This window comes from Arthrobacter sp. T2-23, from assembly GCF_055398325.1.
On record NZ_AP027917.1, the window covers coordinates 2,035,676 to 2,048,083 of the forward strand.

Genomic DNA, 12,408 nt, shown 5'->3' on the forward strand with positions numbered 1-12,408 from the left:
AACTCTATGCGATCTAGGTTCCCCAACTGTCTTGCAAGAACTGTGCAGGCTTGGACCGGGCAAGATATCTGAGTTGTATGAGCATCCCATTTCCCTACGACCGGGACACCCTAAAAATCCGGCGGTGGTCCCAGCTGAAACACCCTGTCTCCGAGCGTGCCTTATGCAGGCACCATCGGATTGATTTGTTCATCCTCCGACTTTTGCCCGCCAAGGTGCCACCCAATGATGTCCAGCGCCCGCAACGGTGATATTGACGGGCCGGGGGCCAAAGCCGCAATCTCGAGCCACTTGTCCATTTGCCTGACCAGGTCATGCTGGATTGCCGGTAGCAGCAACGTCGAGAAGTCTTCCCAGCTTCGATCCTTCGCACGGGGAATCGTTCCGTTCCGCATGTAGCACACGCGTATATTCTCGTCATACAACGGAATCAGCTCTGGTCTTTTGCGGTGGAGAACCTTGGACAGTTTGACAAGGCTCACTTGGTTCGGCTCGTAGTCGTCAAGAATTCCGAAGAGTCGGGCCAAGGCTTCCAGCGTGGGCTGTCCTGCATCGGCGAGCGTGCCCCTCAGTGCGGGGTCTGAAAGCCTGGCGTTCAGAATCGGAAGCAATGCTTCTAGGCTGTAGTAGGTGGCAATGGGCCTCTGATGGGCGTGCAGCAACGACACTGCCAGCAGATCCGACGGCCCGACGTCGGCACCCGGATGGCCAGGATAAGCGTCATACGCGGGGTAAGCCCACTGTCCACCTTCATTGCCCAAGTAGCGAGCTGCAAAGGCCAAAGCCTTCTTGAACTCGATCCGTTCCCCGCCTACCTCCAAGTACTCCGTCATCGACTCATCCTAGGCGGGCCTGCAGGTTGACTTTGCTGGAAGACACCCCGAACAGGCCCCACTCATTTCCGGAAACGAGAGGGAGATCATCCATTGTCGGTCCCCCTCTGTAGCTTTACGACTGTCGACAGGAAGGCTGACCCATGGACATCCCCGAGATCGAGACCGTGATCTGGCGAGAAAAGGAGGATCTGAAGAATTGGTGCCCGTCGAACGGCGACAACGCCCGACGAATGATCCCGCTCGCCCGTTCGGACGCGTGGAAGGTGCAGTGCCTCGCAAGCGGTCAAAGGTGGCACAGGGGCAGCACGGTATTAGCCGAAGACGGCCGGCCATGAGAAATGACCGTACGCCCCAAACGGTGCTTGGGACGCTCGTGGACCGGGCGGTCTGCATGCCGTACGCCAAGCCGCAGGTGCTCCGGCACGGATTCCGCCGCCACCGAGACGAAGACACCGGAAAGTGGAGAAGTGTCGCCCCCATCAGCGAAGACGCCGCTGCCGCCGCAGCATTCCTCGTCACGATATTGACAGAGTCTTCTGCAAACTCCAGGTGGTCGAAGGCAGAACTTGCCCTTGACCCAGGCGGCCCGTGGTGGGCGAAGCCACGCGACGACTTCTTCAAGTTGGACAACGACGCGCGCAAGTGGGTCCTCGACCGGCTGGAGGATACAGCCGTGCGCGCAGCCGAGTGCCTTGAGAACGAAGCAGTGGACCGGGGGTGGGCCTGGCTGTGGTCACAGCCTCCCTTGGCATCTCCGGGCAAAGTGCGCCCGTCGATCACGCAACCTGACCTGATCGGCGGCCTGGACTGGAAGCGATGCGACGTAATCGACCTCAAGACTACGGGCAAGGACGACCTCCGCTCAGCTGCGAAGTCGGGCCAAACTCAGGTTTTCGGATCGTGGGTTGCGTCACTGAGAAGGATGGGCTTTACTCCTGACCGCTGCAGCGTGCTAGTCGTCTCGACAACGGATCACCGGTACGACTGGATCGGGTTCCCGGTTACCGACGCAACTGCCGGGCCAGCGCTTCTCACCACAAGCTGAGCTCAACTGCTCTCGTGCGGCACAATCACACCGTGTGGAGGCTATTCCAGTGTCGGCAGCTCCATGTGGGCCAGCCTCGTCACGGCTTCGGGAGTCGCCCGGCCCCGTTCCTTGTCCAATGCCACTCTCAACTGCGCGGCCAGAATATTGCGGCGTATGTGGAGCGCCAATTCTCTCCGAGCCTCGGGGTCCCTCCGGAGCTTTCCATCGGGCGTTCTCAACGTAACGAATGGTGACGGCAGCTTCGGGGGCGTCAGCTGCGCCAGTCGTACTACCGCCTCCGGGGTCTCACGCCCCCGGACCTCGTCGAGGGTAATGCGAAGTTGGGCCGCCCGGATTCCGCGCCGTATGCGCAGGATAGTTTCTTTCCTGGAGGCCTGGGCTTCCTCATCAGTAGCAGACATTGGCGCGTCCCTCTCTGCACGTTGCGTCCATCATTTCAGAGACGTCCACAGCCGCCAAGGCACCAATGCTCAATAGGGGGCGCCGCACCAGCACACGTCCATGCTGGCCCGCCAAGACAACTCCGCCAGGACGACATGGCGCAAACCGCAGCGCTTTCCGGCCGCCAACGGATGGTCTATCGTCACATGGCAAGGCATATCTTGGCATGACAGGGAACAGACTATGGCCGCACCTGCAGGACCTTCCGACCAGCGCGGACGGTGTTCCGCGCCTTGGAGAGCGTGGACGGCGACGTCTCGCCCCAACTCGCCCGATCTGTTCAGGCCAGTATCAACTTGGTGAAGCAGATCGGTCGGGAGTTCGGGCTTCTCACCGAAAGTGAAGCCCGGGCCGCCCTCGGACAAGTGAACGCCACGGATCTGCCAGACTTGTGGGTCCGGTATCGCGGCGAGACCAAGTACCCGGGATTCCTGTTGGAACCGTCACCCGGCAGTGAGGCGCCGATGAGAGTCCGCCCACTATTTAAAGACTTGAAGGAGATCGCCAGCGAGTACGGCTGGAGTGGCCAGAGCACCGTCTTTTGGTTGACATTCCCGACGACGTTTTTCGCGGACCACGGCCGCCCCGTCGACCACCTGCATGAACCTGCCCTAGTGATCGCCGCGTTCGCAGAGGCAGCCGGCAACCGAATGTGATCCGACCGCCGCGTCGTTCAGCTGCCGAACCGGCCACCCAATCGCTATCTCGGGGGAGGTCGTCTGTACGGAAGCCAACGGTAGCTGGCGGGGGCACCTGGGTCTCTGAAACCAGATTCCCGCCACAGGGACTCGCGGGGTCCGGATCCGAGTTCTAACGACTTCTAGGAAGTTCTAGGGGGTTCTAGGATTTTTCCTAGAACCCCCTAGAACTTCCTAGATCTTCATAGACCCTTCGGATTCCGAGGTCTCGGAGCGGCAGTCGGCTAGGTGGCCAGAACTTCCTGGATCAGCCCTGTCGGCCTACTGTGCTTTCTCTCGCAGCCGATAAAATTCAAGGACCGCCACAACAGGAACAGAAGGTCGCAATGGGTGACCCCCAGCAGCATCGAGATCTCCCCAAAGTCCCCGAAGAGCAACCTACCCGCGACCTAACCCCGGAGCAGAAGCGCGAGCTCACCATCGACACGATGGCCAGCTGGGCCCTGGACGGTTTGCACCCCACCCGCGAGACCGTTGAGAGCATCAACGAGTTTCTGGCCAGCGGACTCACGGCGAGTGAATACATCCAGAAGTTGAAAGAGAAGTGGCGCCCAGCGGAGGGTGACTAGGCGTTCGTCTATCGGCTAGACATGATGGCGTCGACGTCAGCAGTCCAGCGCCCGCTCAACTTTTCGTGGCTTTCTGCCCCACACGTTAGGGACGCACTGCGGTTTCCGAGGGGCTCTCAAGCCACTCCACAGATTTCTCGCCGAGGCCGGCGGCCATGGCAGTCGCAGTCTCGCGCCAGGCCGTGAGTTCCGCAAAGGCCACATGGGGCTGGTTGGTCGCGAAGGACGCACGCGCGGCGGCCAAGACAGCGTCCGCGCAGGCATCACGGTCAGCAGGGCTCAGGGCCAGCATCCACGGGAAGCGGTCGCTCATTCGGACAGCCAAAGTTCCTTCCATACTCGTGGTCACAGCGACAAGCTGGGACGCCAGTTCCAACAGCGAAGAGCGTGCCTGATCTGCACTCTCGGACATCAGCACCAGGGACTCACCGTCGCGACGGGTGATCTGGACCGGGTGGTCCGCCGCTGCCGCAAAGACTTCAGCCGAGGCGCGGCTCAGTTCAGAAGACTGAAAAATTGTTCGGGAACTGCTTGGTGCGCTCATCCTCCAACACTAACTCGGAACGTGTTCTGAAGTTTGGACCACTGCTGATCATGTGCCGAACCCGCACGTTCGGCCTCGCGCCGGAACTCGTTCAGGAGCAGAGTCTTCCCGATACCCCTGAGTCCGTGCAGGACAATCCCACGGTCCGGACGACATTGGCGGACCCTGGCCAACAGTAGGTCGAACGCGTCGACTCCGTCCTGCCTGCCTGCGAGTTCGGACAGACGCCGGCCCAAGCCGGGCGATCATTGGTTCGGTGCGCTTTCCATATCCGCATGCGTGAAAGCCATATCCAAAAAATGGATATGCGATTATGAGCTGTTATCCGGCTCGCATTCTTGCCTGAATCCTCTGTCACCAGCCGGTCCAAGTGTTCGGTTACCGCAGCATGTCAGTCCCGCGGCGCATACTGTGGCTTTAGACAGTCAACCAGTTCGCCGAAAGCCGCCCTACACGATTCCCCGTTAGTCGCTGGTTTAGTAGGGTCGCTTGACTGTCAGTCAGGGAGCAGATGAAGTCCACGACAGCCCGCGCTAACCTTCCGTCACGGGTCCCTACTGCAGCCATCGACGAATCCGAAACTGCGTGGTCGCAAAATTCCCAGAGCCTGGCAGGCAGAACCGTCGGTGGCAGTCTATAGCCGATCAAAGATTTATCCCCGAAGGACTTGTCCTTGCGAACAATTTCCCAAAGGTCAAAGAACAACTCCCTAATAACGCGACGCTGACCCTGCTGGCTCATAAATAAATTTGGTGTGATAATTACATAAAGATGAGCTAGACTCTTTAGTACTTCCGCCATGTAACGGGCACGCAATTCCACTCTAAGAGAGTTTCGTCCTTCAATCTCGACAGCGTTCGTAAGATACTCAATGATTTTTGTTGCGAAATTATGCAACTGACTGTGCGCCATTCTGGATCCATCAAAAGCTACCTTTGGAAGAAGACTTCGAATTTGCAGATACACACCGTCGTCAAAGGTTTTTAACTTCTTCGCGAACTCGGAACGGGCAGCCATATCCAAAATTCCCGCACTGAGAGTATCAAGCGTCTTATTCTCGGCAAATTTCCTGAACTTGCTCCACTCGGCATCGTCTGTTCCGAGCAAGTTAAGGGGGATTATTCCCGCTCTAAAAAAATCCTCTGTATCGTGAACCGCGTACGCAACGTCATCGGCCCAGTCCATGATCTGCGCGTTTATTGATCGGCCACCCTCCTCGTCCTTGCTGTCAAGATACGGATATCGCTGGACAAGTCGGTCATAGAAGGATTGCTCTGACTTGTAGAAACCCCATTTTTTTCGTAACTTTGGATTTTCCTTGGGAGTGCCCTGAACCCAGGGATACTTCTGAATGGCACACAGAGTTTCCCACGTCAAATTTAGGCCAGCAAATTCCCTGTTCGGATTGCTGCTCTCAATATTCCGCTCAATCTCCTCCGCCGTAGACCCGCCCTCTTTCGTCTCGAGCGGAATCGAACGATAATCGGTTGGGTGCTGCGCTTTTTCGTCGTCGATGGCTAGTTTACGAAAACTCAAGCGCGTTACGATTCTGAATGACTGCGCATTTCCCTCAAACGAATCCTCCAGGATGGCAATCCCGTTTCCCCGGCTTCCGTCGCGTTTCACTTCTCCGGAGAGAATCTTCTGCAACTCGTCTTCGGCAGCGTGACCGAAAGGCGGGTGACCAAGATCGTGAGCGAGCCCGGCAGCGTATACGACGTCGGGTTTAATGGCCCTATTTTTCTGGTTTTGTTCGCTTAATCTTTGCGCGGTTCGCTGACCGACTTGGGCGACCTTCAGGCTGTGTGTCAGGCGATCGTGATACACGTAGTCGTCGTGAGGAGAATCGACCTGAGTGACTCCTGCAAGTCGACGAAATTCGGTACTGTAGAGGATTCTATCCGCATCCCGTTGAAATGCTTTTCGCGATCCGTCTTTTCGCTGACGTTCGGTTCGCGGTCGGTCTTCCTCATCCACCACGCCCGGGACCTAGGCTGTCTGCGCTTCACTCAGGCCGAAGGCGGGGTCTGTCACTTTGAGAAGGCCGTCCGGGGCTACCTCGATCGTCCCTAGATCTTCAAAATCGCTCAACACCAGACCAATAAGGTCCGAGTACTCTGGCTCCTGCTGTTCCAGATGCTTCAGAAGCTCCCAGGCATTTGTCCCAGCTTGGTCCCTCGTAGCGGCAACCTTACGAAATTCATCGATCCACATTTCTTTGACGTGGTCCAACGCACGCAGCCTATTGAGCTTGCGGTTCAAAGCTGCCAGTGTCAACGCGGTATCAGAGTATGCGGTGTCGCTCATTTGAGTCTCCCTCGGGTTCGCTAAGGCGTCGCTTCTGTACATCGGCAAACTAGTCTGACTGGACCACAAACGCCTTCTACTGCGGTGGGGCGGGAGGGTAGCTCTCGGTACGTCGCCCGAAGCATGTTGACCAACCTTCCGCACTCCCCTCAACTCTGCCACTCACTCGTCGATTACCATCGTAGGCCTCGACCATAGACACGACCAGACCTCTTACGGAACCTCGCTGAGTTTAGTGAAATGCTTCCCGCGTCCATGGTCGCACGCCACCGCCGGCGAGAGCCGAAGTGAACCAGCGAGTCGCTGTCGACGACGTCCTCTGTTTACTTAAGTAACGAACCGCTGATCAAGTAGATTCCCTGCAGTCTGTCGGGAGCCCTTGTGAATGTGTCAACTTGATTGGAGCCCACCAGGACGGCCCGAACGGTACCCACCGAAAAGGTGCGCCCAACCGGTGCTCATCAGCTGAGTTTGCGCCGCAGCCGTCACAGGACGGGATGAATCGCGGAATGTACTGTTCCTCAGGATTAACTCGTCGACATTTGATCAGGGCGTGAAGGCGGCTCGCAGCCGTGGGGCGACTAGCAAAATAGGCTCCCTTTCACTCGCTTTTGAAGCTGAGCGTGTCAGTTCCGCTCTTCCAAGTAAGCGTGCCTTGGCTGAAGGTCTGTTCGATGGGCCGTTTCAGGAATTCCATCACCCACAGTTGCTGACCGCCGGCATCGTCAATGCACCCCATCGCGCCGGTTGCGATGTTCCTGACGGTAAGCGTCGTTCCGGTCATTGTCGCTGGCCCGCTCATGGGTCCACACCGGGTTATCACGGTCAGCTGAAGTTCTCCATTTACGGAGGTCAGCTGTGCGCTAACGCCGCCGGAGGCTACCCATGGGAGGTCTTTGCCGTTCGCCGTTCCAGATACGCCGTTGTATTTCGTGCACGGGCTCGAGGGCAGGAACGCCGCGCAGGTTTCCTGGGGCGGGGAGGTGGTGGTGGAACCGGGAGGTGAGCTGGTGGACGTTCCTGAGGTGGTGGAGCTAGTGGAGCTTGGGGCGGGTGCGGCAGTTCCTGGTCCGCCCGTTTTCGTATCCCCGCAGGATGTCAGCAGTATACCAACAAAGAGGAGAGGAACTGTGTATTGCCACAACCGGGTGCGCTTCATTGAACTCCTTTTAGGGTGGATGCTGATCGGAGCCTATATGGAGCATTCGGCTTTGTCAGTGACCTCATTTTGGAGTTCCGTTACGGCGAACCTCGCAAAAAACGAAGGAGCCCGGGTTTGGGACCCGTCGCGTGCTCTACCGGGCTTCCTGGGCCAGCATGACGGCCAGTCGGTAGGAGTCGGTACCCGTTTCGATGATGGCGCCGTTGAAGGTGAGTCGGTCTACGATCGCTGCGCACAAGCGTGGGTCGGTGAAGGTTTTGGTCCATCCGGAGAACGATTCGTTGCTTGCGATGGCGATGGAGTTCTTCTCCTCCCTTTCGGTGAGGACCCGGAACAGCAGTTCAGCGCCGCGGCGGTCCAGTTCCATATAGCCGAGTTCGTCGATGCAAAGTAGGTCAACGCGTCCGTATCGGGCGATGGTCTTGGCGAGGACTTTCTCGTCGGCGGCTTCGACGAGTTCGTTTACGAGCCTGGTCGCCAGGGTGTACTTGACCCGATAGCCCTTCTCGGCCGCGGCGGTGCCGAGTCCGATGAGCAGGTGGGATTTACCGGTCCCTGAGTCCCCGATGAGGCAGAGGGGTGATCCTTTGCGGATCCAGTCTCCGGTGGCGAGGGTGTGGATGGTGGCGGGGTTGATGTTCGGGTTCGCATCGAAGTCGAAGTCCCCGAGCCATTTGTCCCGCGGGAATCCTGCCGCTTTGACCCTGCGGATGGAGGAGCGCCGGTCCCGGTCGTCGCACTCGGCCAGCAGCAGTTCGGCCAGGAAGCCTTGGTAGGAGAGTTGTTCCTTGCCCGCGACGGTGAGGGCCTCGTCCAGGACGGCCCGGACCGTGGGCAGGCGAAGCCTGCGGCAGGCCTGGTCCACGGCCGCAACAGCGGCCTGTTCGGTCAGGCCGCGTCGCCGGCGCAGAGTCGGAGTGATGGTCGTAGAGGGTCCGGCAGGGCTCATGAGATGTTCTCCTTCGATGCTGTGCCTGCGGGGTGTTCGGTGCGTTTAGCCAGCAGCTCGTCATAGGCGCTGACCGATGGCAGGGGCCGCGTGTCCTGCGGGAGCCCGGCGATGACCGCGGCCGGGTCCATGAGACGGCGCTGGGTGAGACTGACAACCCGTTGCACATTGACTTCATCGTGAGCACTGGGATGACGGTCCGAACCGGACCCACCCGCGGGGATGTTGGAGGCGTGTCTGCGCGCTTCTACAGCGACGACATCGGCACTGACAGCACCCACTCCCAGCGCCGCGATGATCCCAGCATGGACGTCGCGGGCGTCCATGGAACGGTGGAGCAGCAGCACGTCGATGAGTTCACGAGTCCCGTCGGCATCGCCGTTGACCCTGCGGGCAGCGGCCCAGAACGCTTCATGGGCGTTGGTGAACGCCCCGGACTCGCGTGCCCTGGCCAGCGCAGTGGAGCCGGGCAGCGCGCCCGGTTTGGTCTTCAGAACCTCCAGATAATGGTCCAGCTGGACCGACTGCCCGCCTTTCGCAACGATCCGCGGATGCCTGGCGACCACGGCACGGCCGTCGAACACCACGACCTCGGACGCCCGCAGGGACACCCGGACTTTCCGGCCGATGAACCGGGCCGGGACGGAGTACTTCATCATCCGCACCGTGACCATCGAAGACCTATCCACCCGCGGCGTCAGGACCAGGCCCGGGTCGAAAATCTCTCCCGGCAGCGGCGCCAGGAACGGCCGCTCGGCAGCGAACTCCTGGCCGATGGTGCGGATCCTGTCATTGATCCGCCGGGCATCGTCCTGCGCTTCCCATTCCCGGATACGGTCGTTTAGCTCATCCAGGGATTCAGTAACAGGCATCGGAGAGAGCCGGTTGCGGCGGAACCACCCCACCTCGCCCTCGACCCCACCCTTCTCATGAGCTCCGTCGATACCGGGCTGGCAGTAGAAGGGGTCGAAGCCGTAGTGCGATCTGAACAGCACCCATCGGTCGTTTTCCTGGCGCTGCCGGCCCTGCCCGAACACCACGGCAGTGACCGCGCTGGTGAGGTTGTCATACCTGATGTGCTTGGTCGGGACGCCGCCCAATACATTGAAGGCTTCAATGTGGCCTTCCAGAAAAGCCTCCTGGGCCTGCGTCGGGTAAATCCGGTGGATGGCCTTGCCCGAGTGCGAGAGGCGGAAGACGAACATGTGGCACTTCGTCTTTACCCCATTCAGCACGACCCAGACTTCACCGAAATCCACTTCCGCCTCAGCGCCGGGAGCGTGCTCCTGGGGCACGAATGCCTCCACCCGGCGGCCTGCCTCCATGTCGATCTGGGCCCGCCGGACCCGCACGTAGTCACGCACGGTCGAATACGACAGCTCCTCAGCGCCGTGCTCCTCGATGAGCCGGGCCAGGATGCTGCGGGCAGTATGGCGCTGTTTCCGTGGCGCTTGGGTGTCCTCGATGAGCATCGCGTCGATCGTGGCTTTGAATGAATCGAGACGGGGCGAGGACCGTTCCGGAGTTTTTCGCTCCGGCGGTACCGGGGAGTTCAAAGCCTTCCGCACCGTTTTTCTCGCCACATGATGCCTGCGCGCAAGTTCCCGGATCGACGAATCCTCGACTCTGGCTTCCCTGCGGATAGTCGCGAACAACTCCACCTTTGACCCCATCCCGGCCCTCCCGCGCTTGACCCCGATAATGATGGGATCAACGCTCACAGGTGGGTACCATTCAAGCCGTCATTAGGTCCGGTATGTCGTTCAGGTGGGTCCCCTTCGGGCCGTCCTAGTGGGCTCCGTTCAGACTGACATATTCACCCTTGGCTTATCCGGCTGCTCGGGCCTCCACGACGACAGTTAGGACTAGTCCTGTTCTGCTCCAGCAAGTGGAAACGCAGGCACAGCCCGCCAGCTAGGCGGTTTTTCCCCGAGAGCAATAGCGGTCTGTTTTACCAAGGCCTCTGAAGAGTGCCTAAATACGCGGGCACAGGTAATAGCGCCGTGAAGGGTAAGCGAGTATTTGTTGTCCTTCTGCGGCCGCAATACGGACGACGCGTGAAGGCCCTGCCGCATAGGTGTGGGCCAGTGTTCGGAGAGGTAGCCGCGAGTTAGCCCATGTGCCAGTGAATGACGAACCTGCAGCCATCCGTCAGCTTGGTCCAGGGTTTGCTCCCAGGAGATGTCTGCTTCAGTCCACCAGTTGCTCTGTCCGAGCGCAGGCGGCGAGAAAACTGTCAAGGCAAATTGGCTCCGCCATGTATTGGGAGACCAGTTCCCAAGCTGGGAAACTAAATTCTTTTCGAAGTCCCGAAGGGACGGAGAGTTCGTGTTTGCCAGCTTGGCAATCTGAGCGAAGCTTAGTCCTCGTTTGGCCCCTACGACGGCAACAAACTCCTCCAGGAACCCCTCGAAAGCGGACACGGATGTCAGGACTATGGCGGGCCCAAGTGCCATGTGTTTGGCCTCAGGCCTGTGTTTTTTCCTTTCGTGCAGCTGTTGAAGCCCGTTGGGGACGGCGAGACTCTTGGCGTAACGGGCTACAACGCTTTTTAATTCTGGTGCGTAAGGCATGCTGAGGAGTCTAGCCAGCCGATGTCATGTTTTCTTGTTGCGACTCCGCTGCTGCGTAGGTCACCGACTATGACCGGGACCGCGTTCGTGACGTGGGTGCTGTTCGTCATCTGGGTGCTTGGCACGCCGGACCTTGATCTGTTGCAGGGCCCGGGATGCACCTAGCGGTGCTACCGCCAAAACAGCGTGCTCCACTACCTTAGAATCGGAACAATCAAAGCGGACGCTGCCGGCGGACCGCGAACCACAGCCCACCGACTAACCTGGCCGTCCGGCATGTTGTCCCACAACTCCAGCCACAATCAGCCGTCACAGATGAAACTTCCGGGACGGTGCACGGATTGCGGCTAATAGGAGTCGCTGCCGGTTTCGGGGCTCGCACAGTTGAAGGGCTAACTCGGAACGTGTTCTGAGCTCTGCCGGCAGTTTCGCTGAGCCGAGCCTTGACTTACCACGCCACAGCATACGGTCGTTATGTTGTGCGCTAATTGGTACTCGTGGAATGTCCGGACGTCCGTGGCCCTGCTCGGCGTGGGCGTAATGCCAAAAGTCGGACGACGCACAACTTCACCGACGGTGTACTACGGAGCCTGATCCGGGCAATAGTGGCCGATCGACCTAGCCAGGACGAACGCCACCTGAACCTCAAACTGAGGGGTATCGTCCGGTTTTATAAGACCCTTGCGAATCTCACCGTATGAGACGCCGTCTCTTCGCATCTTGCAGAGATGATGGGCGAACTCGACCAGTGACTCATCACTATAGGTACTGAAGAAGGAGGCGTTAGCTCGAATATCGTCGATGAAGGGCTTGTCCGGCGGGCCGGCGGAGCACCCGCTCAGGAGCGAGGCCACAGTCAATAGGCCGCCGATGGCCACGGGAACCGCGCTGGCCCTCCCGCCTCCATTTGGATTCACCAAGCTAAATGTCCCACCGGCGCCAATCCATGAGAACTTCTTTCTTGGAAGTGGTTGGACCGAATCCTTGGCGTCCTCAGCTGAAAGTCCTGCTCCACACTTAGAACCCATTTTGCTTTCCTCTTGCCGTCGACTGAGCTCGTGACAATCGAACGGATTCGATCAGTCTGATGCCAATCCTAAACTGGTGCGGAAGTAGTGGATCTTTACCGCCACGAGTCCGGCAAGGGTGCCAGGAGGAACACGTCCGATGGCGCCCCTTTTCAGCTAGCGCAAAGCGCGGCCCGAGTTACATCGAACACCTCGGAATTCTCACCCGATCCAGGACGTGGCTTCGGTAAATTGTCGGAGTTCAGTCGGGGTC

General features: G+C 59.2%; 13 protein-coding genes. 4 read left to right on the forward strand and 9 right to left on the reverse strand.

Translation table 11 applies throughout. The features are described from left to right. Nucleotides 1–161 precede the first annotated feature (161 nt). On the reverse strand, nt 162–833 hold the full coding sequence (locus ACZ5Z0_RS09430) for a DUF6308 family protein (RefSeq protein WP_464108182.1): 672 nt from the start codon (nt 831–833) through the stop codon (nt 162–164). A 143-nt stretch (nt 834–976) separates the two neighbouring features. Here ACZ5Z0_RS09430 and ACZ5Z0_RS09435 point away from each other — a divergent pair, with 143 nt between their 5' ends. The 4 genes from ACZ5Z0_RS09435 (at nt 977) to ACZ5Z0_RS09450 (ending at nt 3,592) form a co-directional block, all read left to right on the forward strand. After that, on the forward strand, nt 977–1,171 hold the full coding sequence (locus ACZ5Z0_RS09435) for a hypothetical protein (protein WP_464108183.1): 195 nt from the start codon (nt 977–979) through the stop codon (nt 1,169–1,171). Then, nucleotides 1,168–1,881, forward strand: a complete 714-nt coding sequence (locus ACZ5Z0_RS09440) for a hypothetical protein (protein WP_464108184.1) — start codon at nt 1,168–1,170, stop codon at nt 1,879–1,881. The genes ACZ5Z0_RS09435 and ACZ5Z0_RS09440 overlap by 4 nt, the downstream gene beginning before the upstream one ends. A gap of 686 nt (nt 1,882–2,567) precedes the next feature. Beyond that, the gene (locus ACZ5Z0_RS09445; RefSeq protein ID WP_464108185.1) at nt 2,568–2,981 is read left to right on the forward strand and encodes a hypothetical protein; all 414 of its coding nucleotides are present in this window, start codon (nt 2,568–2,570) and stop codon (nt 2,979–2,981) included. Nucleotides 2,982–3,349: 368 nt separating this feature from the next. Next, a complete protein-coding gene (locus tag ACZ5Z0_RS09450) occupies nt 3,350–3,592 on the forward strand; it encodes an antitoxin VbhA family protein (RefSeq protein ID WP_464108186.1) in 243 nt (80 codons plus the stop codon). Between the two features lie 85 nt (nt 3,593–3,677). On the opposite strand, the gene ACZ5Z0_RS09455 is transcribed toward ACZ5Z0_RS09450, so the two are convergent. The 8 genes from ACZ5Z0_RS09455 to ACZ5Z0_RS09490 all read right to left on the reverse strand — a co-directional run bounded on the left by ACZ5Z0_RS09455 (nt 3,678) and on the right by ACZ5Z0_RS09490 (nt 12,155). Beyond that, nucleotides 3,678–4,136 carry a prevent-host-death protein gene (locus ACZ5Z0_RS09455; protein WP_464108187.1) on the reverse strand — a complete coding sequence of 153 codons (459 nt, stop codon included), beginning with the start codon at nt 4,134–4,136 and terminating at the stop codon, nt 3,678–3,680. Beyond that, complete coding sequence (locus tag ACZ5Z0_RS09460) at nt 4,133–4,372, reverse strand: ATP-binding protein (RefSeq protein WP_464108188.1); 240 nt, start codon at nt 4,370–4,372, stop codon at nt 4,133–4,135. Before ACZ5Z0_RS09460 ends, ACZ5Z0_RS09455 begins: the two co-directional genes overlap by 4 nt. A gap of 181 nt (nt 4,373–4,553) precedes the next feature. Continuing rightward, nucleotides 4,554–6,116, reverse strand: a complete 1,563-nt coding sequence (locus tag ACZ5Z0_RS09465) for a deoxyguanosinetriphosphate triphosphohydrolase family protein (protein ID WP_464108189.1) — start codon at nt 6,114–6,116, stop codon at nt 4,554–4,556. Between the two features lie 9 nt (nt 6,117–6,125). Continuing rightward, the gene (locus tag ACZ5Z0_RS09470) at nt 6,126–6,443 is read right to left on the reverse strand and encodes a hypothetical protein (protein WP_464108190.1); all 318 of its coding nucleotides are present in this window, start codon (nt 6,441–6,443) and stop codon (nt 6,126–6,128) included. 601 nt (nt 6,444–7,044) lie between these two features. Next, entirely contained in the window at nt 7,045–7,227 is a 183-nt protein-coding gene (locus tag ACZ5Z0_RS09475; protein WP_464108191.1) for a hypothetical protein, read from the reverse strand. 511 nt (nt 7,228–7,738) lie between these two features. Further along, a complete protein-coding gene (istB, locus tag ACZ5Z0_RS09480; protein ID WP_464108192.1) occupies nt 7,739–8,554 on the reverse strand; it encodes an IS21-like element helper ATPase IstB in 816 nt (271 codons plus the stop codon). Next, entirely contained in the window at nt 8,551–10,227 is a 1,677-nt protein-coding gene (gene istA / locus ACZ5Z0_RS09485; protein ID WP_464110760.1) for an IS21 family transposase, read from the reverse strand. Before istA ends, istB begins: the two co-directional genes overlap by 4 nt. Nucleotides 10,228–11,708: 1,481 nt before the next feature. Beyond that, nucleotides 11,709–12,155 (reverse strand): DUF732 domain-containing protein, encoded by a 447-nt coding sequence (locus ACZ5Z0_RS09490; RefSeq protein ID WP_464108193.1) that lies wholly within the window; start codon nt 12,153–12,155, stop codon nt 11,709–11,711. Between the last annotated feature and the right edge of the window lie 253 nt (nt 12,156–12,408).